This window comes from Streptomyces sp. NPDC005281, assembly GCF_040607495.1.
In the GTDB taxonomy this organism is placed as follows: domain Bacteria; phylum Actinomycetota; class Actinomycetes; order Streptomycetales; family Streptomycetaceae; genus Streptomyces.
The window spans coordinates 16,018-38,792 of record NZ_JBEXGX010000050.1; the positions used below are offsets into that span (position 1 = coordinate 16,018).

The 22,775-nt window shown below is 72.9% G+C and carries 19 protein-coding genes and 1 pseudogene; 14 read left to right on the top strand and 6 right to left on the bottom strand.

Annotated elements, in window-relative coordinates; all coding sequences use genetic code 11:
• Window positions 1-34 precede the first annotated feature (34 nt).
• On the top strand, window positions 35-724 hold the full coding sequence (locus tag ABZV42_RS39110; RefSeq protein ID WP_356056381.1) for a transglycosylase family protein: 690 nt from the start codon (window positions 35-37) through the stop codon (window positions 722-724).
• Here ABZV42_RS39110 and ABZV42_RS39115 read toward each other — a convergent pair.
• From ABZV42_RS39115 to ABZV42_RS39125, 3 genes and pseudogenes are all read right to left on the bottom strand, one after another.
• Window positions 612-1,340, bottom strand: a complete 729-nt coding sequence (locus ABZV42_RS39115; RefSeq protein WP_355989160.1) for an ATP-binding cassette domain-containing protein — start codon at window positions 1,338-1,340, stop codon at window positions 612-614. The genes ABZV42_RS39110 and ABZV42_RS39115 overlap by 113 nt on opposite strands.
• Window positions 1,337-4,267: an ATP-binding cassette domain-containing protein gene (locus ABZV42_RS39120; RefSeq protein ID WP_356056354.1), complete on the bottom strand. Its 2,931-nt coding sequence runs from the start codon at window positions 4,265-4,267 to the stop codon at window positions 1,337-1,339. Before ABZV42_RS39120 ends, ABZV42_RS39115 begins: the two co-directional genes overlap by 4 nt.
• A gap of 236 nt (window positions 4,268-4,503) precedes the next feature.
• Window positions 4,504-4,974 (bottom strand): annotated as a pseudogene (locus tag ABZV42_RS39125) (hypothetical protein); the annotation flags it as partial.
• Window positions 4,975-5,096: 122 nt separating this feature from the next.
• Here ABZV42_RS39125 and ABZV42_RS39130 point away from each other — a divergent pair.
• The 4 genes from ABZV42_RS39130 (at window position 5,097) to ABZV42_RS39145 (ending at window position 8,567) form a co-directional block, all read left to right on the top strand.
• Window positions 5,097-5,630, top strand: a complete 534-nt coding sequence (locus tag ABZV42_RS39130) for a hypothetical protein (protein ID WP_355989154.1) — start codon at window positions 5,097-5,099, stop codon at window positions 5,628-5,630.
• Window positions 5,631-5,636: 6 nt separating this feature from the next.
• Window positions 5,637-6,917 carry an ABC transporter substrate-binding protein gene (locus tag ABZV42_RS39135; protein WP_356056361.1) on the top strand — a complete coding sequence of 427 codons (1,281 nt, stop codon included), beginning with the start codon at window positions 5,637-5,639 and terminating at the stop codon, window positions 6,915-6,917.
• Between the two features lie 54 nt (window positions 6,918-6,971).
• On the top strand, window positions 6,972-7,994 hold the full coding sequence (locus ABZV42_RS39140) for a YafY family protein (RefSeq protein ID WP_355989150.1): 1,023 nt from the start codon (window positions 6,972-6,974) through the stop codon (window positions 7,992-7,994).
• A 357-nt stretch (window positions 7,995-8,351) separates the two neighbouring features.
• Window positions 8,352-8,567, top strand: coding sequence for an I78 family peptidase inhibitor (locus ABZV42_RS39145; protein ID WP_355989147.1), 216 nt, complete (start codon window positions 8,352-8,354; stop codon window positions 8,565-8,567).
• A 257-nt stretch (window positions 8,568-8,824) separates the two neighbouring features.
• On the opposite strand, the gene ABZV42_RS39150 is transcribed toward ABZV42_RS39145, so the two are convergent.
• Together ABZV42_RS39150 and ABZV42_RS39155 are read right to left on the bottom strand one after the other, a co-directional pair.
• Complete coding sequence (locus ABZV42_RS39150) at window positions 8,825-9,853, bottom strand: phosphatase PAP2 family protein (protein ID WP_356056364.1); 1,029 nt, start codon at window positions 9,851-9,853, stop codon at window positions 8,825-8,827.
• A gap of 251 nt (window positions 9,854-10,104) precedes the next feature.
• Complete coding sequence (locus ABZV42_RS39155) at window positions 10,105-11,283, bottom strand: glycosyltransferase family 39 protein (protein ID WP_356056367.1); 1,179 nt, start codon at window positions 11,281-11,283, stop codon at window positions 10,105-10,107.
• A gap of 255 nt (window positions 11,284-11,538) precedes the next feature.
• Here ABZV42_RS39155 and ABZV42_RS39160 point away from each other — a divergent pair, with 255 nt between their 5' ends.
• Window positions 11,539-13,278, top strand: coding sequence for an MFS transporter (locus tag ABZV42_RS39160; RefSeq protein ID WP_355989140.1), 1,740 nt, complete (start codon window positions 11,539-11,541; stop codon window positions 13,276-13,278).
• Window positions 13,279-13,564: 286 nt separating this feature from the next.
• Complete coding sequence (locus tag ABZV42_RS39165) at window positions 13,565-14,755, top strand: acyl-CoA dehydrogenase family protein (protein WP_356056369.1); 1,191 nt, start codon at window positions 13,565-13,567, stop codon at window positions 14,753-14,755.
• 51 nt (window positions 14,756-14,806) lie between these two features.
• On the opposite strand, the gene sepF is transcribed toward ABZV42_RS39165, so the two are convergent.
• Complete coding sequence (gene sepF, locus ABZV42_RS39170; protein WP_356056371.1) at window positions 14,807-15,244, bottom strand: cell division protein SepF; 438 nt, start codon at window positions 15,242-15,244, stop codon at window positions 14,807-14,809.
• Between the two features lie 289 nt (window positions 15,245-15,533).
• Here sepF and ABZV42_RS39175 point away from each other — a divergent pair, with 289 nt between their 5' ends.
• From ABZV42_RS39175 to ABZV42_RS39205, 7 genes are all read left to right on the top strand, one after another.
• Window positions 15,534-16,811 (top strand): DUF5685 family protein, encoded by a 1,278-nt coding sequence (locus tag ABZV42_RS39175; protein WP_356056373.1) that lies wholly within the window; start codon window positions 15,534-15,536, stop codon window positions 16,809-16,811.
• Window positions 16,812-17,238: 427 nt separating this feature from the next.
• The gene (locus ABZV42_RS39180) at window positions 17,239-17,607 is read left to right on the top strand and encodes a hypothetical protein (protein WP_355989131.1); all 369 of its coding nucleotides are present in this window, start codon (window positions 17,239-17,241) and stop codon (window positions 17,605-17,607) included.
• A 242-nt stretch (window positions 17,608-17,849) separates the two neighbouring features.
• Window positions 17,850-18,965: an LLM class flavin-dependent oxidoreductase gene (locus ABZV42_RS39185; RefSeq protein WP_356056375.1), complete on the top strand. Its 1,116-nt coding sequence runs from the start codon at window positions 17,850-17,852 to the stop codon at window positions 18,963-18,965.
• A gap of 350 nt (window positions 18,966-19,315) precedes the next feature.
• A complete protein-coding gene (locus ABZV42_RS39190; RefSeq protein ID WP_356056377.1) occupies window positions 19,316-20,353 on the top strand; it encodes an LLM class flavin-dependent oxidoreductase in 1,038 nt (345 codons plus the stop codon).
• Between the two features lie 4 nt (window positions 20,354-20,357).
• Entirely contained in the window at window positions 20,358-21,140 is a 783-nt protein-coding gene (locus ABZV42_RS39195; RefSeq protein ID WP_355989123.1) for a DUF1684 domain-containing protein, read from the top strand.
• 263 nt (window positions 21,141-21,403) lie between these two features.
• Window positions 21,404-22,303, top strand: coding sequence for a S1 family peptidase (locus tag ABZV42_RS39200; protein ID WP_356056379.1), 900 nt, complete (start codon window positions 21,404-21,406; stop codon window positions 22,301-22,303).
• 230 nt (window positions 22,304-22,533) lie between these two features.
• A partial coding sequence (locus ABZV42_RS39205; RefSeq protein WP_356056383.1) for an SPFH domain-containing protein occupies window positions 22,534-22,775 on the top strand: 242 nt, incomplete at its 3' end.

Below are 22,775 nucleotides of genomic sequence, written 5' to 3' on the forward strand. Positions count from 1 at the left end.
GGGACGTGCTGCTTAGCGTGGCCCGATGTCACTCATGCCGATCCGGCGGACTCCGCCGGCCACACACACCGCGTCCCGGCCGCCGAGCGGACGTGTGCGGTACGCGGCCGTGGGCGCCGCCGTACTGGCCGCCCTCCTTCCCCGCACCGCGCAGGCCGCGGCGCCGCCCCCGCTCCCCGGTCCCGGGGCGGTCCGGGGAGCGTACGACTGCGCGAACAACGAGTGGCCCTGGACCTGTCTCGCCGAGTGCGAGAGCAGTGGCCGCTGGCACGCGAACACCGGGAACGGCTTCTACGGTGGGCTCCAGTTCTGGCAGCCCACCTGGGCCCGGTACGGCGGGCTGGCCTACGCGCCACGCGCCGATCTCGCCACCCGCGCCCAGCAGATCAAGATCGCCGAGAAGGTGCTGGCCGAACAGGGCTGGGGGGCATGGCCCGACTGTTCCAGGTCGTACGGACTCCGGGGCCCCTTCCACGTGGTGAAGACCGGCGAGACGCTCGTGTCGATCGCCCGCAAGTACCGGGTGGCAGGCGGCTGGAAGACGCTCTACAACGTCAACAGGAAGAAGATCGGCAGCAGCCCGAACCGGCTGGTCAAGGGCGTCAAGCTCGTCATCCCGAAGGCGGCGGGCGCCTCCCGTACCGGAGCCCCCGCACTGTTCGGCCCGCCCCTGGACCCGTCGGCCCGTCGTTCCGCGCTGCCGTTTCCGTACCTTCTCCGCTGAACACGACCGCGCCCCGGCGCAGTTCATGGACGTACGTCGTCCGGCCCGGCCGCTCGCGCAGTGCCGGCGGCAGCCGCTGCTCGGCGATCACCACACACGCGTCGAGTGCGCCGAGCAGCGCGTACGTCCGGGCCGCGACCGCCGGCGACATGCCCTGCGCGGGTTCGTCGACGAGCACCACGCGCGCGCGGGCCGACAGGACGCGGGCCAGCGCCAGCATGCGCTGTTCGCCGCCCGAGAGGGTGCCCGCGCGGCGGGTCAGGAGCGGTTCCAGCCGGGGGTAGGCGTCCAGGGCGGCCGGGAGGCCGGCCGCCCCGAGGTCCAGGTTCTCCCGGACGGTCAATGAACCGAACACGGCCCGGCGGTCCGGGACGAGACACAGCCCGCGCCGGGCCCGCTCGAACGCGGGCAGGCGTGTCACGTCGGCGCCGTCCCAGACGACGGCACCGGCCGTCAGCGGCACGGCCCCGGCGAGGGCGCGCAGCACGGTCGTACGGCCGGAGCCGTTGCGGCCCAGCAGCACGGTGAGGCCGGGGCCCGGGGCGACCAGGCTCACGCCGTGCAGGGCCTCCAGGGGGCCGTACCGCACGCGCGCGTGGCGCAGGGCGATGCTCATCCGCCGGCCCTCGTGTCCAGGACGCGGTCGGCGGGACCCGAGGCGACGATCCGGCCGGCCGCCATGACGTGGACGGTGTGGGCCAGATCGGCCACCAGATCGAGATCGTGCTCGACGACGAGGAGGGCCGTGCCGTCGGCGGCCAGCGCCCGCAGGACCCGGGCCAGCGCGGCCACCTCCGCGGTGTCGAGACCGGCCGCGGGCTCGTCGAGCAGCAGCACCCGGGGGCTCCCGGCGAGCGCCCGGGCCAGCTCGACGCGCCGGAGCGTCCCGGTCGGCAGCCCCGCCGCGGGCAGCGACCGCACCGGCCCGTCGAGGCCGAAGAGCCGCAACGCCCGCTCGGCCGCCCCCGGATCGGCGATCCGGCCCTGCTCGGCGCCCACGCGCACGTTCTCGGCCACGGTCAGCGACGGGAACACCGCCAGCTGCTGAAAGGTCCGCGCGATCCCCAGCCTCGTCCGCGCGTGCGCCGCCAGCCGGGTGATGTCCCGCCCTCCCAGCAGCACCTGTCCGCCCGAGGGGCGCAGCGTGCCCGCGAGACAGTGGAAGAGGGTGCTCTTCCCGGCCCCATTTGGCCCCACGACCGCGGTGACCCGCCCCGGCGGGACGTCGAGACTCGCCCCGTCGAGCGCGGCGAAACCGCCGTAGGCGACGCGGAGCCCGCGGGCGACCAGCATGCGCGCGTCCGCGCCGTTCACCCGGGAATCCCCGGCCCCCGCCCACCGCACCGACCCGCCCCCGACGGCCGCCCGCCTTCCCGTGCCCCCTGCCCTGCCCCCGGACGCGGCCGGTGCACCGGGAGGCGTGCGGCGCCCGGCTCCCTGGCCGTCGTCGGTCGGCGTGCCGGGTTCTGGGCGGGGTTCGGGTCTCCGGCCGGTGCCGGGCGGTGTGGCGGATGCGGGACGTGGTGCGCTCTTTCGGCGGGTGTCGGGGGATGCCGTCGGGCCGGGGGGAGCGGGGGGTGCGTTGGTCTGGGAGGTCGTGTGGTTCGGTGCCGTCGCGTACATGGCCGGGGACGTGGACCGGCTCCCGGTGGCGGGGTACTGCCCGAGTGCCCCGGGTCGTACGGCGGGAGTGATGCGCAGGTGGCGGCGGGCGCGGGTGCCCAGGGGGGTCAGGACCGCGCGGCGGTCGGGGCGCAGCCGGGACATCGCCGTGCGCAGGGCCTCGTACGGGCCCTCGGGGAAGCGGCCGACGAGGACGGCGAGGAGGCCGATCAGGGCGGCGGCCACTCCGCCGCGCGCCCCCGCGTCCAGTCCGACCAGCAGGGCGGCGGCGACGAGCGCGCCGAGAACGCTGTCGGAGCCGAGCACGACGACCGCCGCGAACCAGAGCAGGCTGCGGACCGGGTCGTACTCGGTGGCGTCGAAGGCGCGCAGGCCCATGCCGAGCATGCCCCCGCCCAGCGCGGCCAGCGCGGCCCCCGCGACGAACGCGGCCAGTTTCAGGGCCGGGACGCGGACGCCCGCCGCCGACGCGCCCGCCTCGTGGTCCCGCATGGCGGCCAGGGCCCGGCCCGTCCGGCCCCGGCGCAGCGTGTGGGCGGCGAGCAGCGCCGCCGCCAGCAGGACGAGTTCGAGTGCGTAGTACGCGCGGTCGCCGCCGAATCCGGCCGGCCGGCCCAGGGACAGGCCCGCCACCGCGTACGGCTGCTCGAAGACGAACCGGCTGACGCCCACACCCACCGCGAAGGTGGCCACCGCGAGCGCCAGACCGTGCCGTTCGATGGCCGGCCACCCCGTCAGCACGCCGAGCGGCGCCACCAGCAGCACGGCCACCGCCAGCGCTGCCAGTTCCGGCAGTCTCGGCAGCCCCGGGAACCGGCCCGCGGCCAGCAGCGCGGTGAAGAGGGCGCCCAGACCGGCGTACGCGGCCTGCCCCAGCGAGATCTGCCCGCCGCGGCCGGTGACCACCACCAGCGACAGCAGGACGACACCGAGCGCGGGCACCTGCACCGACGTGTACAGGTCCGAGCCCGCGAACCCCAGGGGCAGCAGGAACAGCACCACGGCCACGACCCGGGCCCCGGGCGGCGTCGGCACCCGGACCGTCGCAGGGCGAGGGAGCGCGTCGCGGCCGCCGATGCCGGGCAGCACGAGGGCGGCGACGAGCAGCGCGACCACGAAGAGATTGGCGCCGACCGCCTCCAGCAGCGGCTCCGCCCAGCCGGAGGGGTGCAGCCGGGTCAGCTGGCTCTGGGCCACACCGATGCCGAGCGCGACCGCGACGGCGACGGGCAGACTGCGCATCCGGGCCGCCACCGCGACCGCCATCACCTCGATGACGAGCAGCGGCAGGCCGTACGGGTCGAGCCGCACGTACGGTGCGAGGAGCACGCCCGTCAGGCCGGCCGTGAACGAGCCGAAGGCCCAGCCCGCCGCGGCCACCCGGTCCGCGTCGATGCCGCCGAGCACCGCGAGCGGGCGGTCGTCGACGACGGCCCGCAGCTCCGTGCCGAAGCGGGTCCACCGTGTCACCGCGCCCACGCCCAGGACGAGAGCCACGGCCACCGCCAGCTGCCCCCACGGATCCGCCGACACCAAGGTCGGCGCGTCCGCCCGCGCGCCGGTTCCCCAGACGAGCGCGGCCCCGCCGACCAGCAGCACGAAGACCCCGATGCTCGCGACGAGGGTCTGCGCCGGGTCGCCGCCGAGGAGGGACAGCGGCCGGAACACGAAGCGCTCCAGTGCCATCCCGATGGCCGGGGCCACCACCAGCAGCGTCACCGAGGCGCCCAGTGCGAGCGGCCAGCCCCACTCGACGGTGAACTGGCGCAGCAGATACGCGCACACCATCGCGATGGCGCCGTGCGCGAAGTTGAGCACGCCGGTGGCGCGGTAGGTGACGATCAGCCCGATCCCCGTGAGCGCGGCGGCGCCGCCGATCGAGAGACCGGCGAGGGTGAGGTCGTACGTCAGCGAGGACATCAGTCGTCCGGACCGGCGGACGGGCGTTCGGGGGTGGATGGCCGCTCGGGGGTGGACGGGTGCTCGGGGGTGGATGGCCGCTCGGGCGAGGGCGGGCTGTCGAGTGCCGGCGGCTGTTCGAGTGTTGGCGGCCGATCGAGCGCGGACGGCCGTTCGAGTGACGGTGGCCGTTCGGTGAGGGGAGGGCCGCCGGAGGCGGTGGAGGCGGGGGAGGGCGGACCGCCGGCGGCCGGGCCCTCCTCGGCGTCCGGCTCGCAGATCGGGCAGGGCCCCAGGTCCCCGCTCGCCAGGACACGCGTGTCGGCCGGCACGGCCTCCGGCTTCCCCGTCACCAGGGGGCAGTCCGCGCGGTGGTACAGGGTGCCGCCGGGCACCATGAGCAGGTCGCCGCCGACGGCCACGGGAGAGGCGGCAGCGGGTCCCGGCTCCTCGGCGTCGGCGGCCCCGGCCGCCACCAGCAGCCCGTAGAGCTCCTCCACGCGAGCCGCCGCCGAGGCGTTCCGGCCGTGGGCGAGCAGTACCGCGCCGGCGATGATCAGCGCGGCACCGGGCACCGTGCAGGACGCCAGGTAGGGCAGCTGACGTTCCGCGTACCGCTCGCCCGCGATGCCGTACCAGCCGATCACGCACAACACCCCCCCGGCGGCCAGGGCGGCCCAGCCGGCCCACAGGGCGGGGTGCACGCTCCGCAGTCGAGCTGTCCGCATCCGGACCCCCACGCGTCGGGTATCTGTCCATGTCAGCCGATGGCTTGCACTATGCCCTCTGGAAGCCGACCCTGAAAGCAACGGGCGCTTTCGGCCCGGACCGACACCCGGTGGTGAGCCAGATGGTTCTCGGGAGCGACCTCGGACGGGGGCACGTCGGGGCGGTGGCGGCGGCTGTCGTGCTCGCCGCGGCCCTCACGGCGTGCAGCGACAACAGCGGCGGCGGGAGTTCCGCGTCTCCCACCCCCTCGGCGGCACAGTCCACCAGCGTGCCGTCCGCCACGGCTCCCGCCGACCCGGCGGCGGCCCAGAAGGAGATCAGGCAGAACTGGCAGAAGTTCTTCGACCCGGCCGTCTCCACGAAGGAGAAGCAGGCACTCCTGGAGAACGGCGACCAGCTGGCCCCGGTGTTGCAGGGCTTCAACAGCGACCAGCGCGGTCAGCAGGTGAAGGCCAATGTCGAGAAGATCGAGTTCACCTCGCCGACCGCGGCGAACGTGACCTACACGCTGACCCTGAAGGGAGCGACGGCGCTGCCCAACGCCTCCGGGACGGCCGTCGAGCAGAACGGCACCTGGAAGGTCTCCGTCAACACGCTCTGCGCGCTGATCCAGCTGAGCGGCAGCGCGTCGTCGAGCCCGGTCCCGGGCTGCTGACCAGCGGTGCGGCGCACAGCGACCGGCGCCGCCGTCGCGGGCCTGCTGCTCCTGGCCGGCACGGCCTGCGGCAGCCGGCTCCCCGAGAGCGACTTCGAGAACCGCGCCACGCCCACACCCCCGGCATCGGCCGCGCCGATCCGCGTGGGCATCATCAGCAGCGCCACCAGTCCCGTCGGCGCCGCCGCCTTCACCGGGCCGCGTGACGGGGCGAAGGCCTTCTTCGACCGGCTCGACGCCCGGGGCGGCATCGGCGGACGGCAGGTCGAGGTGCGGCTGTGCGACGACGGCGGCAGCGGCGTCGGCAACAGCGCGTGCGCGCACCGGCTGATCGACGAGGACAAGGTCGTCGCCCTCGTCGCCACCACCTCCCTCGACTACGCGGGCGCCTCCCAGGTGTCCCGCGCCGGGGTGCCCGACATCGGCGGCCAGCCCATCGGCGCGGCGTACGACACCTATCCGCACCTGTACGGGATCTACGGCAGCCTCGCGCCGCGCCACGGCACGCCCGGCTGGAACGGCGAGCTCTACGGCGGCACCGAGGTCTACCGGTACTTCAAGCGCGTCCACGGCGCCCGTACGGCCGCCGTCGTCTCGTACAACCAGTCCGCCTCCGCCGCCTACGCCCGGCTGGTCACCCAGGGGCTCAGGACCGAGGGCTACCGGGTGGTCGCCGAACAGGTCGACTTCGCGCTGCCCGACTTCCGCGCCGCCGCGGCCGATCTCAAGGCCCAGGGCGCCGACCTCGTCTTCGACGCCCTCGACACCCACGGCAACTCCCAGCTGTGCAAGGCCATGGACCAAGTCGGCGCCCACGTCATCGCCAAGGTGACCAACGTCCAGAACTGGACCTCCACCGTGCCCGAGGACTACAAGGACGCACCGCGCTGCCGCAACGCGCTGTGGGCCACGGGGTCGAGCCGGAACTACGAGGACGTCAAGGACTCCGCCGTACGGGAGTTCCGCGACGCGACCAAGGGGCTGCCGGCCCACTCCCAGTGGCAGCTGGAGGGATGGGCCGCGGCACGGTGGTTCACCGACGCGGCGAAGTCCTGCGCCCCGGCGGGTGTCACCCGGGGCTGCGTCGACGCGTTCATGAACCGGGGCGCGCCCTACACCGCGGGCGGGCTGCTGCTCCCCGTCACGTACGAGCGGCTGCCCGAGCCGCCGAAGACGCGCCGGACCTGTCTCTCGGTCGCCCGCTGGCGCGACGGCCGGGGCTGGGTCACCCAGGGCGACATGAACACGAACTGCTTCGACGTGCCGCAGATCGGCTACCGCCCGTGAGGAACGTCCGCTCGCGGACAGCCGCTGTCCGCAAGCGCTGGCAGACTCGGCGGCATGTTGGAGACCTCCGCACGACTGCTGCGCCTGCTCTCACTGTTGCAGGCCCACCGCGAATGGTCGGGCGCGGACCTCGCCGGGCGGCTGGGCGTCACCGCGCGCACGGTCCGCCGCGATGTGGAGCGGCTGCGCGAACTGGGCTATCCCGTCAACGCCACCCCGGGGACGGGCGGCGGTTACCAGCTCGGCGCGGGGGCCGAACTGCCGCCGCTGCTCCTGGACGACGAGGAGGCCGTCGCGGTGGCCGTGGGGCTGCGCACGGCGGCCGGGCAGGCCATCGAGGGCATCGGCGAGTCCTCCGTACGCGCGCTCGCCAAGCTGGAACAGGTCCTGCCGAGCCGGCTGCGGCGCAGGGTCGGCGCGCTCAACGCCTTCACCGTGCCGATGCTGCGCGGCCCGCTGCCCTCCGCCGTCGACCCGGCCGTTCTCACCGATCTGGCCAACGCCTGCCGTGACAGCGAGCGCCTGCGTTTCGAGTACCGCGATCATTCGGGCTCCTCGACGCGCCGGACCGTCGAGCCGTACCGGCTGGTGTGCACCGAGCACCGCTGGTACCTGGTGGCCTGGGACGTCGACCGCGACGACTGGCGTACGTTCCGGGCCGACCGCGTCACGCCCCGGCCGCCGCACGGGCCGCGCTTCACGCCCCGTACGCCACCGGCCGAGAATCTGGCCGAGTACGTCTCCAAGGGAGTTTCCATCGGCGCCTACGCCATGGAGGCCGTCGTCCGGCTGCTGGTGCCGATCGAGGAGGCCGCCGCGCGGATCTCGCCCTCGGCCGGGACCCTGGAGGCCGTGGGGGACGACTGCTGTCTCCTGCGTGCCGGGGCCGCGAGCCTCGACGTCATGGTCATCCACGTGCTGATGACGGGCTTCGAGTTCGAGGTCCTGGAGCCCGCCGAACTCCGGGACGCGATGAGGCGGGCCCGGGACCGGCTGTCCCGGGCGCTGGACCGGCCGGGACCCGGGCCCGCCGGGCAGGGGCCCGCGGGGGAGCCGGTAACGGTCCCTGTCCCGTAGCGGAAGTCCCGGCGGCGGCCGTGCGGGGGTTCTGTGCTCGAAGCGTGTATTTCCTATGCGGCGTCAGCTTCCGCGGCGCGAGGCGGAATCGGAGCGGACCGGAATGGAAAAGTTCCGCCGGCCGCGCGGCACCTCACCATCGCGCGTATTTCGCGGGGATATTCGGGGAGTCCGCGCGGTGACTCCGAATTACGTTCGAAGGCGTGCGGAACGCGGAAGCGGCTCTCATACGGGTGATGGAGTTCGCCGAAACGCGTGTCGTGATCCTGTGACAGAAGCGTGACCGGCGGGGTACAGGTGACGCTTCGTCGCCGATCGGGCTTCCACCGTCGGGGCGTGCCGCCTAACGTGGCGGTCATGGCACCCATTCCCCCCTCGCGCGCAGAACCGCAGGACAGTCCTGAGAGCTATGTGGGGCTGGCGGTGAGCCTCGCGCGGGAGCGTGCGCGGGAGCACGGCTGGCCGACGGTGCGCTCGTTGCCGCCCGGAGCGATCGTCACCATGGAGTACCTGACGGGGCGACTGAACTTCGAGGTCACCGACGACACGGTGACGCGCTGCTGGAAGGGCTGAGCGCCCGGCCCACGCGGACCACCGCCTTGCCCGGCCGCCCGGGACCACCGTCCTGCCCGGCTCACGCGCGGACCACCGTCCTGCCGGGCCGCCCCGGATCACCGTCTCGCCCGGCCGACCCGCACCGCCGCCTGCTCGGACGCCGGTGCGCCGGATCACGGGTGGGCGCCGCGCCACGATGCACGAAGGCCCCCGGCTCGACGAGCCGGGGGCCTTCGCTGTGCGGGGAGAGGCTGTGCGTACCGGCCCCGCGGTTCTCAGCCGCCCGTCAGCGGGCGGGCCGAAGCGGCACCGGCCGCCGCGCGTGCGGGACGCTCCGGGTGCGGCGGGCGGCGGCTGCCCACCGGTGTCACCGGGGTGCGCTCAGAGCGGGCGGTGTGCGGGCCCGGGGCCAGGTGGACGGGTGATCTGGGCGGACGGGACGCGACGGTCTCGCGCGCCGGCACCTCGCTGTCCACCGCGGCGGCACGCGGCGACATGACCGGTGCGGGGACCGGAGAGGGTACCCGCGTGGGGGCGGTGCGGCCGCGCCGGGCGCGCAACAGGTCGCGGAGCGAGAAGATCCCGGCCTCGGAGCGGGCGATCAGCGGCTCGCACCAGGGCAGCGCCAGCAGGATCAGCAGGCCTGCGGCCCAGCCCAGCAGGACATCGCTCAACCAGTGCGTACCCAGGTACACGGTGGTGAGGCCGACGCCGAGCGAGGTCACGGCGGACAGCGCCGAGAGCCAGCGCCTGGCTCTCGGGGTCGACGCCAGATAGGCCAGGATTCCCCAGGTCACGACGGCGTTGGCGGTGTGGCCCGAAGGAAATATATCGCCGCCGAGGCCCATCTCGTTCGAGCCGATGTTGATGGCGTAGTGCGGGCCGAGGCGGCCCATGCCGAGCTTCGCCGCGCCGACGGTGATGTTGAGGAGGAGCAGGGACGCGCCCAGGGTGAGCAGCGGGCGCAGCGTGTGCTGGCGCCAGGAGCGCCAGCCCAGCCATGCGGCGACCATCACCGCGGTGGGGCCGCGCTGGCCGAGCACCACGTAGTAGTCCAGGAACGCGTGGATCTCCGGCCACTGCTGGTAGGGCCGGAAGAACATGACCTGCCAGTCGAACCGGACCAGCCACGACGTGATCGCCACGGCCCACACGATCGCCAGGTAGAAGGCCAGGGTCGCCGCGAAGAGGACGACCCTGTGCCGACTCATCTTCGGCACATCGATGTGGGCCGGTCGTTCCGGCTCACGGTCCAGCCGGGCGAAGACCCGGTCCAGACGGGTGAGGTTTCGTTCGGTACGCACTCAATCGACGTTACAGCGAGTGAGCTGCGTTCCAGGCCGATTCACTCGGTTTGTGATGACGATGTGATGTGGGATTCCTCTCAGGATCATGTTTAATTCCAATGAATCGCTAATCCCGAGACGGCGGAGCCTTCAATTCCATTGATCGCTGACGGCCCTTGAGTTTATGGCACTTTTATATTCGTTCACCGGGTGATGGCGTGGAATTCGCCGCCCGCTCACCGGCCCCGCGCGGGGTGACACGGGCCGGGTCACGGAGGTCCGGAGCCGTTCAGCCAGAACGCCCCGTACGCCGCCGAGGCCACCGCGACGCACCCGAGGACCAGTGCCGACCTGCGGGGACGCAGCCGTGCCAGAGCCCTCGCGAGAGGGAACAGGAGCGGGAACGCGGGCAGCAGCAGGCGTGGCTTCGAGCCGAAATAGCTCGACGCGCACAGGGCGAGAGCGACGACGATCCCCGAGTAGACCAGGAGCGCCGGCGGCTGTCCCTGGCGTACGCATGTCACGTAGAGCGACAGCACCAGGGCGACCCCGGCGATCAGGGCGACGCCGGCCAGGGCCGACGGGAACGAGGTGAACTTGTCGGCCACGAAGCGCCCGAAGGCGTACCCGCCGTCGAAGCCGTTGCGCCAGCCCGCCTGGACATCGAGATAGCCGAGCGGGCCCCTGCCGGTGCGATGCCCCACCCACAGCACGTAACCGGCGGCGCCGAGCGGCGCGATGATCATGGCCAGGGCGCGTCGCCACGCGCGCGCGCCGTCCGTCCGGAGCGTGCTCCCACTGTGCCGACGTTCTCCCACGAACGACGTAATCGCCGCCACCCACAGGGCCGCGACCACCGCGACCCCCACCGGCCGCGTCAGCCCCGCGAACGCGGCGAGCAGCCCCGCCGTCAGCCAGCGGCCGGTCAGTACCGCGTACAGCGACCACGCGGCGAGCGCCGTGAACAGCGACTCGCTGTACGCCATCGACTGCACGACGCCGACCGGGAGGACCGCCCACACCAGCACCGCGCACACCCCCGCCCGGCGGCCGTGGACGTGGTCGGCGACCGCGAAGATCCCCCACGCCGCGGCGAGCGAGGCCGCCGAGGTGATCAGCAGGCCCGCGTCCGCGTACGACAGCGGTGTCACCGCGTGCACGAGCCGCTCCAGCCAGGGCAGCAGCGGGAAGAACGCCAGGTTCGAGTGGACGTCGCCGTCCGGGAGGCGGACCTCGTAGCCGTAGCCGAGTTCGGCGACCCGGGTGTACCAGAGCGAGTCCCAGCGTTCCGAGAGCAGCCGGTGGGGGCTCGTACCCCTCGCCGCGCTCCACACGGCGAGCGTGACCAGGCCGAGGACGCGGACGGCCGCGTACCCGAGGAGGGCGGGCGCGGCTCGGCGCAGGGCGCCCTCGGCGGGCGTCTCGGCAGGACTCTCCGGATCGGTCACGGGCTCGATTATCGGCAGTCCGCGCGGCCGGCAGTCCGCGCACGGCGTGTCGACATGCGGGCGCCGTGGCGTACGCCACATGCCTGGTCGGCGAACGTGAGAGGTCCGCCACGTGGCGCGGGCGAGAACTCGCGTACGCTGACGGCTCACTCGCCTTTGCTGCGTGGGCCCGGGACTCCGCTCTCCGGGCCGCAGCCCCAGGGAGTCCCCACCCTGCGGATCCGCAGAACGCGAGGGATCTCTGGAGGTACGTACATGTCCGGGACGACCACGGCCGCTGCGCGATGCCGTCGGGAGACCGGGGCCGGTGCCAACCGCTGGGTCGTCCTGATCGTCCTGTGCGTCAGCCTGCTGCTGGTCGCCCTCGACGCCACCGTGCTCCATGTCGCGGTGCCCGCCGTCACCGAGGACCTGAAGCCCGGCGCGATAGAACTGCTCTGGATCGTCGACGTCTACCCGCTCGTCTGCGCCTCGCTCCTCATCCTCTTCGGCACGCTCGGTGACCGGATCGGCCGCCGGCGGGTCCTCCTCCTCGGGTACGCCCTCTTCGGCGTCGCATCAGGCATCGCCGCCTTCTCCGGGAACGCACAGCTCCTGATAGGGGCCCGCGCCCTGCTCGGCGTCGGCGGCGCGATGATCATGCCCGCCACGCTGTCGATCCTGCGCGAGGTGTTCCCCGACCGGCGCGAGCGGGCGTTCGCGATCGGCATCTGGAGCGCCGTCGCCGCCGTCGGCGCGGCGGTCGGACCGCTCCTCGGCGGCTTCCTCCTCGAACACTTCTGGTGGGGATCGGTCTTCCTCGTCAACATCCCGCTGATGATCGTCGCCCTGCCGGTCGGACGGCTGCTGCTGCCCGAGTCCCACGGCGACCGCGACGGGCCCTGGGACGTGGTGGGGGCGCTCATGGCCGCCGCCGGGCTGTTCGGACTCGTCCTCGGCGTGAAGCGCCTCGGCGGCGGCGAGGCGCCCCTCAGCCCCTTCACGCTCGGGCCTCTGCTCCTCGGCGCGGTGCTGATGACCGCCTTCGTGCGGCGGCAGCGGCGGCGCGCGCATCCCCTGGTCGACCTGCGCATGTTCGCGCGTCCGGCCTTCAGCACATCCGTGGGCTGCATCGTCCTCGCCATGCTCGCTCTGGTGGGCCTCGAACTGATCGCCGCGCAGTACCTCCAGCTCGTACTCGGACTGTCACCGCTCCAGACCGGGCTGCGGCTGCTGCCGCTCACCGTCGCGGCGATGGCCGCCGGTCTGGCGGGGGCGAAGCTGCTGCGCAGGTTCGGGCCGCGCGCGATGGTCTCCTTCGGGTTCTGTCTCACCGCGGCCGCCGTGGTCACGCTCACCGCGATGGGCGGGAACGACAACGCCGGGCTGCTGCTCTTCGGCTTCGTGCTGCTCGGTTTCGGTCTGGAGACCACGCTCTTCGGGGCGTACGAGTCCATGCTGAGCGAGGCGCCGCAGGCGCAGTCGGGCGGCGCCGCGGCCATCGGCGAGACCTCGTACCAGCTGGGCGCGGGCATAGGGATCGCGCTGCTGGGGAGCGTGATGAACGCGGCGTACGCACCCGGGCTGTCGTCCGTCCCCGGGGTCCCGGCGGCCGATTCGACGGCGGCGGGACACTCGCTCGGCGAGGCGTACCAGGTCGCCGACCGGCTCGGAGGCGCGTCAGGCGGCGCCCTGCGGCAGGCCGCCCGGGACTCCTTCGTGCACGGACTGCACGTGACGCTGCTGGTGAGCGCGGGGCTGTTGCTGCTGGGCGCCCTGATGGCGCTGCGGCTGCCGCGGGTCATGGACTGCGGGATCCCCGCGACGACGGGCAAGGCCGAGATCCCGGCGCCCGCGACAAACACCGCCGGTGGGCCCGGCCCCGGCGCAGGGTCCGCCGCGATCCCGGTCGCCGCGAGGGACGTCGCCGGTCTCCCGGTTCCCGCGACGCGGGCCTCCGGCATCCCGACCCCCAGGGACAGCACCGGAAACGCCGAGGCACGCGTCTCCGCCTAGGCTCCCGGGCGCCGGATCCGGCTCCGGCTTGCATGCTCCGGATTCTGGCCCCGGCTTCCGGATTCTGGCCCCGGCTTCCGGGCCCCGGCTTCCGGGCCCCTGCCCCCTGCCCCCGGCCTCCCGGCACGCCCCCGGGCCCCCGGTTCCGCGCCGAGCGCCCCTGTTCCGTGCCGAGCGCCCCGGGGTGCTGTGGGGAAGCGCCCTGGACTTGCGGGACACTGCGTCGTAACGTCGGGCCGAGATCCTTAACTAGCGGTGCTAGTCACCACCTGCCGGAGGCTGTCGTATGTCCGCGTCCTCGAAGCTGCCGCCCTTCGACCCCGCCGATCCGCTCGGGATCGACGACCTGCTGGACGCGGAGGACCTGGCCATCCGCGACACCGTGCGGACCTGGGCCGCGGACAGCGTCCTGCCGTACGTCGCCGACTGGTACGAGAAGGGCGAGCTGCCCGGCATCCGGGAACTGGCACGGGAACTGGGCGGGCTCGGCGCCCTCGGCATGTCGCTCCAGGGCTACGGGTGCGCGGGGGCCAGCGCCGTGCAGTACGGCCTCGCCTGCCTGGAGCTCGAAGCGGCCGACTCCGGCATCCGCTCGCTCGTCTCGGTGCAGGGCTCGCTGGCCATGTACGCCATCCACCGCTTCGGCAGCGAGGAGCAGAAGCAGACCTGGCTGCCGCGCATGGCGGCCGGCGAGGTCATCGGATGCTTCGGGCTGACCGAGCCCGACCACGGCTCCGACCCCGGCTCCATGCGCACGCACGCCAAGCGCGACGGCGGGGACTGGGTCCTCAACGGGCGCAAGATGTGGATCACCAACGGTTCCGTCGCCGGAGTCGCCGTCGTCTGGGCGCAGACCGACGACGGCATCCGGGGCTTCGTCGTGCCCACCGACGCACCCGGGTTCTCCGCGCCCGAGATCAAGCACAAGTGGTCCCTGCGGGCGAGCGTGACCAGCGAGCTCGTCCTCGACGACGTACGGTTGCCGGCCGACGCCGTCCTGCCCGACGTCGTCGGCCTCAAGGGCCCGCTCGGCTGTCTCTCGCACGCCCGGTACGGGATCGTGTGGGGCGCCATGGGCGCGGCACGCTCCAGCTTCGAGTCCGCCGTCGCCTACGCGAAGACGCGTGAGCAGTTCGGCCGCCCCATCGGCGGCTTCCAGCTCACCCAGGCCAAACTCGCCGACATGGCCGTCGAACTGCACAAGGGGATCCTGCTCGCCCATCACCTGGGCCGCCGCATGGACGTGGGACGGCTGCGCCCCGAGCAGATCAGCTTCGGCAAGCTGAACAACGTACGCGAGGCCATCGAGATCTGCCGTACCTCGCGCACGATCCTCGGCGCCAACGGGATCTCGCTCGAATACCCCGTGATGCGGCACGCGACGAACCTGGAGTCGGTGCTCACGTACGAGGGCACCGTCGAGATGCACCAGCTCGTGCTGGGCAAGGCGCTCACCGGGCTCGACGCCTTCAGGTGAAGGCGCCGCGAGTGAAGCCCCGGCAAGGCAGGGCCGGTGAGCGGCCCTGCCTCAGCTCTGGTTGAAGAATCCGTCCGTCCGACGGCTCGCGGCTTCGCCGCTGACGATCTCCGTGTTCGCCGGGGTCAGCAGGAAGACCCGGGTCGCGACCCGCTCGATGGTGCCGCGCAGGCCGAAGGTCAGGCCGGCCGCGAAGTCCACCACGCGCTTGGCGTCGGCGGCCTCCATGGACGTGAGGTTGATGACGACCGGGACGCCGTCCCGGAAGAGTTCGCCGATACCGCGTGCGTCCCGGAAGCTGTCCGGGGTGACCGTACCGATCCGGCGGCCCTTCTCCTCCGCCGTCTCGGAAGCAACCTTCACGCGCGGGTCGGTGACCCACGCGTCGCCGGAGTCCTGACCCTCGGCGTAGTCGTCGTCGTAGTAACGCTCGTCATCGTTGTCGTCTACGAGGCCAAGCCAGGCACTCGCCTTGCGCACCGATCCCATGGACGCCTCCTCTCACAGCGGTCTTTCGTGCTTCCGCATCCCCATGGTCGTCCATGATGCGGATGTCGCGCCAAGTGGATAGACGCCGCGTGGGGGTTTCGTGACGGTACTGGTGCACAGCGAATCCGTCGAGAGCCCGCGTCCCCCAAGGGTCGTACGGGGTAAGGCTGCTGACTGAGAGTGAAATATGATTTCTCGCGGCGACCGGGTGACGAGCGGTGCGTACGGGTGAACGGAAGGGTCGATACGATGCCGGACTTCAACGTCGTACAGGTCACGGGGGAGTGTCGTGTTCGGAATCGTGAGGCCTTGCAGCCACCGTCTCGGTGAGGGGCTCAAGACGCAGTGGATGGCCCATCTGTGCGGGCTGTGTCTCGCGCTGCGCGGGGACCACGGCCAGTTCGCCCGGGTGGTCACCAACTACGACGGCCTGCTGATATCGGTTCTGACGGAGGCTCAGGCAGAGCGGGCGACGGGATGGCGGCGCATGGCGGGCCCCTGTCCGCTGCGCGGCATGCGGACCGCCTCCGTCGCACAGGGCGAGGGCGCTCGGCTCGCCGCCGCCGTCTCACTGGTCCTCGCCTCGGCGAAGGTGCGCGACCACGTCGCCGACGGGGACGGCCTCCTGGCGCGAAGGCCGGTCGCGCTCGCCGCGCGCCGGGTGGCCGCGAGCTGGGGCAAGGCGGGGGCGCGCACGGGAACCGCCGTCGGCTTCGACACGGCCGTGCTCGTCGAGGCGGTGGACCGGCAGCTCGGGATCGAGGCGCTGGCCGGACCGGGAACGCCGTTGCTGACGGTCACGGAACCCACCGAGACCGCCACCGCCGCCGCCTTCGCGCACACCGCCGTCCTCGCGGGCCGCCCCGGCAACGCCGCTCCACTGGCCGAGGCCGGGCGGCTCTTCGGGCGGCTCGCTCATCTGCTGGACGCCGTGGAGGACCGGGAGACCGACGCCGCGTCGGGAGCCTGGAACCCGCTCACCGCCACCGGGACCTCGCTCGCCGAGGCCCGCCGGCTCGCCGACGACGCCCTGCACGGGATACGGCTCGCCCTGCGGGAGGCCGAGTTCACCGACAGCCGGCTGGCCCATGTGCTGCTCGTCCATGAACTGGGCCGCTCGGTGGACCGCGCGTTCGGGACGTCCGGCTGCGGGCACCCGGCGGACGGGGCGCACGGAACGCACCCGCCGCACGGCTCCCTCGGCTCTCCCGGGTCCGGCGATCTCCTCGAGGTGGCGGGCTCGGCCGTCCTGCTCGGGCCCGAGGGTTCCTTCGGGCCGCCTCAGCACGGAGGGAATCCGTACACCGGCGGCGGCAACCCCTTCGGCGGCGGTCCGTCCTTCCAGCCGCCCACCCCCGGCAAGCGCGGATTCTGGTCCGGCTGTGCCGCCGCCGTCGGACTGTGCTGCACCTGCAAGATGTGCTGCGCCGATCGGTACGAGGGCCCGTGGTCGCGCAAGAAGCGCGAAGGGTGCCTGAACGACTGTGACTGCGACTGTAGTTGCTGCGAGGCGTGCCAGTGCTGCGAGTGCTGTGAATGCTGCTCGTGCTGCGACTGCGGACTGTGAGGCGCGTGCACCGAGAGGCGCGTGGGGAAAGCGGATGAGGGGAGGGGAGGTGCGCGTGTGAAGGCACGGGGCAGGGAGGAGAAAAGGGGGAACGCCCAGGAGGAACGCGGAAGAACGGCCGTCTTCGGCGGGCGCGCAGGTGGTCAGCTCAACAGGAGGAGGACCACACTCGACCGAAGTCGATGTGGGAGCGCTTGACCAGCCACTGCTGCGAATGCATGGGCCAAGTGGAACAGGCATCCGTATCCGCGTCAACTCGCCCGAGACGCAAGGCTCACAGTATGGACAGCCTTGACACCAACGGGAAACGCCCCCGTAGTCTCGTGCCACGGCCCTGCTGAGGGGCTCGGCCGTGCGGCGCCCCCGGGCGCCCGTCAGTTCTGTGTGAAGGCACCCGTGTTCGACCGACGTGTCACGGAGCCTTCGTATGCCCTCCGACATCCTCACCGGCGTGGCCGCCGCCCCCGACGAGTGCGCCACCCACCCCGCCCACGTCGTCCCGAGGCGCCGTCCCGGACCGTGGCCCACCGCCCTGCCCAACGGTGAAGTCCCGCTCTTCACCGTGGACTTGTCCTGTCAGGCCATCGCGACGACCAGCCTCCTCCCTGAGCCGGGGTCCGTCCCAGGGGTCGCCGACGTCGGCTTCGTGAACGAGCCGGGCGCGGTGTGCCGGACGCCAGGCGTGGCCCTGGCCTTCATGGACGACTTCCGCGGTGACGGACAGGGGGTTCCCGGCGAGCCACCCGACCGGCCTGGGTGCGAACACTGCCGCGCGTCCGGCTCCGCGGGCCCGTGAACCCGGCCCCTGCCGCTTCCTCGTCCTCCGGTGTCCCGCCGCTCTCCCGTTGCCGGCCCGCCGCTCTCCCGCCTTGGGCCCGTCGCGCTCTCTCCGCGTTTCCTCCGCGTTTTCCTCCACGTGGCGATGACGGCCAAGTCGCGTCAACAGCACGGAAGTTCACCTCCGTATTCCAGTCGCGACCGGAGCCCCGCGCCGGTCGTGTGAGTCCTCCGCCCCCCCACTCCGAAAGGTCCATTCCGATGACCGCACCGCCCGGCCGGGCGCTTCTGCACCTGGCCGCCGCACTCGACCGGCGAGCGCCCCACGACGCCGTCACCCCCGTGCAACAGGCGCAGCTCGCGGAGCGCGGCGCCCTCGACTTCGTCACTCTCGGAGACACCTTCGCGCGGCCCGGACTCGACGCGCTCGCCGTGCTCTCCCGGGCCGCGCCCGTCACCGGCCGGATCGGGCTGGTGCCGACCGTCACCACCACCCATACCGAGCCCTTCCACGTCCAGGCGGCCGTCGCGACCCTCGATTGGGTCAGCCGCGGCCGGGCCGGCTGGCAGATCGAGGTGTCCAGGACCGAGGCGGAGGCCCGGCTGTTCGGCCGTGGCGCCCCCGAACTCCCGGCTCACCCGGGCCGGACGAGGCCTTTTCCGTCCGTCGAGGCCCTTTGGCGGGAGGCCGGAGAGGTCGCCGATGTGGCCGCGCGGCTCTGGGACAGCCGCGAGGACGACACCGGGACGCGCGAGGGGACGACCGACCGTCCGGCCCGCCGGAACAAGGTGCACCAGGTCGACTTCGAAGGTGCCACCTTCTCCGTGAAGGGGCCGTCGACCGTGCCGAGGCCCCCGCAGGGCCACCCCGTCCGGGTCGTCGACGCGACCGGGGGACCCGCCCGGCGGACCGCCGCCCGCTACGCCGACGTGGCGCTGGTGCGGGTCACGGGCCCGGCCGAGGCGTGTGCCGTCCGCGCCGAACTGCGGGCCACGGCAGCCGGGTTCGGGCGGGACCCGGATGATCTGCGCGTCCTCGCCGGGCTCGGCGTCGACCTCGGCGGCGGCGAGTGCGCGGCCGAGCCCGGCCACGGCGGAGGCGGGCCCCGGCTGACCGCGCGGGGTCCGCTGTACCGCGGCGGCCCCGTAGGCCTCGCCGAACTGATCACCGACTGGCACCGGGCGGGCGCCGCCGACGGCTTCCACCTCACGCCCGTCGAACCGCGTCGCGACCTGGAACGGCTCGTCAACGCGACGGTCCCGCTGCTCCAGCACCGCGGACTGTTCCGCACCTTCTATCCGGGCAGCACCCTCAGGGAACACCTGGGACTCACCCGGCCCGCCAACCGGTACGCGACGGCGGGGGGAACCTCATGACCGTCCGCGCACGGATGCGTCTCGCCGTCGGCCTCCCGGACACCGACGACACCGGCGTCCGTCCGCACGCCGATGTCACGGCCCCGCGTCCACGCGTCGGTGACACGGACGTCCGTCCATGCGCCGATGGCACGTACCTCCGTCCACGGGCCGCTGCCACGGCCCCGCGTTCGCACGCCGGTGACACGGACGTCCATCCACACGCCGACCGTGGCACGGTCCGTCCACGCGCCGACGGCGGCACCGCCCGCCCGCGCGCCGGTCGCGGCACTGTCCTTCCGCCTGCCGACGGCAGCACCGTCGTTCCGCGTACCGGCCACCCGGCTGCCCCTGCGGTCGCCCGTCGGCGGGTGTCCCCGGTCGATTTCGCCTCCTTCGAACGCCTCGCGCGTACCGCCGAGCGAGGTCTGTTCGACTTTCTGCTCCTCTCCGGAGTGCCGGGGTCGCCCGTACACGACGGGCGCGTCCATGCCCCGGACACCGTGGGCCGGCCCGAGGCGACCACGGTCCTCAACGCGCTCGCGGCCGTCACCGAACGGCTCGGGCTCGCCGTCACGGCCGACGCGATCTCCGGCGAGCCGTACGAACTCGCGCGCAGGCTCGCCACGCTGGACCATCTCAGCGAGGGCCGGGCCGCCTGGAACGTGGTGACCTCGCCGGACGCCGCCGCGGCGGGGAACCTCCGCCGCGGCGGCTGTCCGGACGCGAGGGACGCCTACCCGCTCGCCGTCGAATGCGTCGAGGTGGCAAGGCAGTTGTGGGACGCCTGGACACCCGACGGGGTGTCCCGCCCGATCGCCCACCGGGGCCGGTACTTCGACATCGAGGGCGAGTTCACCGTGCCGCGTCCGCCGCAGGGGCACCCGGTGGTCATCCACACGGGGGACTCGCCGGCGGGACGGGAGTTCGCGGCCCGCGCCGCCGATGTGGTCCTGGCCGACTGGGGATCCGGGGATGGCCTCTCCGCGGGACGCTTCCGGCCCGGTGCGCTGGAGGCCGGCCGGGCCTTGCGCGCCGAGCTGAACGGGCGGCTCGCGGCGTACGGCCGGTCGCCCGAGGAGCTGAAGATCATGCCGCTGGTCGGCTTCGTGCTGGGCGACACGGCGGCCGAGGCCCGGGAGCGGGCCGGGCGGACCGTCGTCGAGTCCTCCGGACGCCGTCCGATCACCGGAACGCCGGAGGCCGTGGCCGCCGAGCTGGACGAGGGCGTACGGACCGGTGCCGCCGACGGCTTCGTCCTCGTACCCCCCGCGACACCCGGCGCGCTGGAGGAATTCGTGGACCGGGTGGTGCCGCTGCTCCAGGAGCGCGGCGCGTTCCGCACCGAATACACGGGCACCACGTTGCGCTCGCACCTCGGCCTGGCCGAGCCCGTATGGAAGGGTTGATCACATGACGACGGACGCATCCGAGGACTGGAAGCACTGGCAGGAGCACCGCGTGGCGACGGTGTCCGCGCCGTACGGCCCGCTCGCTCTGACCGGGACCCACTGGATCGAGGACTATCCGGAAGGGCGACTTCCGGACATCCCCGGGCAATGGACCGTCAAGGGTGACGGGGTGGCCCTGACGGCGCTGGCCGAGGAGGGACTCACGGTCGACGGCGAGCCCTTCACCGGCGACATCGTGCTGGACGCCGACTACGGACCGCCCGACGGCGCCCGGGTCGGGCGCGGGGAGCGGCGGTTCGTCGTCCTGGTGCGCGAAGGGATCTGGGGCGTACGCCGCTACGACCCCGAGGCGCCGGCCCGGACGGCCTTCGCGGGCATCGAGGCGACCCCGTACGACGCGCGCTGGGCGGTGCCCGGGCAGTTCACCCCGTACGGCGAGGGCCGTACCGTGCGCGTCGAGAACGCCGACGGAGTGACCCGCGGGCTCGCCCTGGGCGGAGTCCTCGCCTTCACCCTCGACGGCCAGGACCTCACCCTCCAGGTCTCGGTCGAGAGCGACGGCTCGCTGTGGGCCGTGTTCGCCGACACCACCAGCAGGGACAGCAGTTACCGCTTCCGGTTCCTGCGTCCCGCGGCGCCCGACGCCGAGGGGCGTACGACGGTGGACTTCAACCGGACCGTGCTTCCGCCGTGCGCGTTCGCCGATCATTTCGTCTGCCCGTTCCCGCCGCCCGGAAATACGCTGCGCGTGGCCGTCGCCGCGGGGGAGCGCCGTTTGGGCTGAGGCTCCCGGGACTCCCGAAGACGCGGGGGGAATCCGGTGCCTTCAGTGGTCTGATGATCAACCTCCTTCACATGAGGGCAAGTTGAACGCTGCACGGCCGAAAGGTGCCCTTGCGCCTGTCGGCCGTGCAGCCGAATACTCCCCCTCAGCGCCTTGTCAGGGGCATGGCTTGTTCGGAATCCGGACGGGCGGCTCCCGGCTGCGCCTCACGGGCCCCGACCCCACGACCTGGGGCCCCTTACTTCCCTTCGGAGGAACGAAACGTGAGGATCAAGCGCACAACCCCCCGCGGTGGCATCGCGAGACGGAGCCGGCTGATCGCCGTGACCACCGGACTCGTCGCCGCCGCAGCGTTCGCGGTCCCCAGCGCGAACGCGTCCGACGCCCAGACGTTCAGCGCCACCCAGCTGAGCAGTGCCAGGCAGTCGGTTCTCAAGTCCGATGTCGCCGGCACCGCCTGGTCGGTCGACGCCAAGACGAACCGCGTGGTCGTCACCGTCGACAGCACGGTCTCGAAGGCGGAGATCGCGAAGATCAGGCAGGACGCGCGCGGCAACGCCGCCGCGATCACCATCAAGCACACTCCGGGCACCTTCAAGAAGCTGATCACCGGCGGCGACGCCATCTACGGCGGCTCCTACCGCTGTTCGCTCGGCTTCAACGTGCACAGCGGGAGCACCTACTACTTCCTGACCGCCGGTCACTGCGGGCAGGTCGCCTCCACCTGGTACTCCAACTCGGGTCACACCACGACGCTGGGCACGAACGTCAGCTACAGCTTCCCGACCAACGACTTCGCGCTGGTCCGCTACACCAACTCCTCGATCGCGCACCCGAGCGCGGTCGGCAGCCAGACGATCAGCAGCGCGGCCACGCCCAGCGTGGGCACGACGGTCTACCGGCGCGGCTCGACCACCGGTACGCACAGCGGTCGGGTCACCGCCCTGAACGCCACGGTCAACTACGGCAGTGGTGACGTCGTCTACGGCATGATCCAGACCACGGTCTGCGCCGAGGGCGGAGACAGTGGCGGTCCCCTGTACGGCGGCAGCGTGGCGTACGGTCTGACCTCCGGCGGCAGCGGAAACTGCACCTCCGGCGGTACGACCTTCTTCCAGCCGGTCACCGAGGCGCTGAGCTACTACGGCGTGAGCGTCGGCTGACGTCCGGTCGCGCGACGGACCGGCCGTTCGCCGACGCCCTGACGCGTCGGCCCACGAGGCCGGCACCCCCCACGGATTCCGCGCGACCGGACCCACGGCAGGCAGTCCAGTCGGCGAGCCCCCGCACGCAACCGGCGTGCGGGGGCTCGCCCTTGTTCCGGTGACGGGTCTACCTTCGAAGCGCACGCTGTACACACCTGATGCGCCACGTCGGACCCTGGGGGGCCGTGATGGTCGAGGAACTGGTGGCGGCGGGAGTCTCCGTCGTGTCCGTGGGGCTGGTCTACGCGATGACCGCCGCCCGCGTCGTCAAACAGTACGAACGAGGTGTGGTGCTGCGCCTCGGGAAGCTGCGCCCCGAGGTCCGCGGCCCCGGTTTCACCATGGTGGTGCCGTTCGTGGACCGGCTGCGCAAGGTCAACATGCAGATCGTGACCCTGCCGATCCCGGCCCAGGAGGGCATCACCCGGGA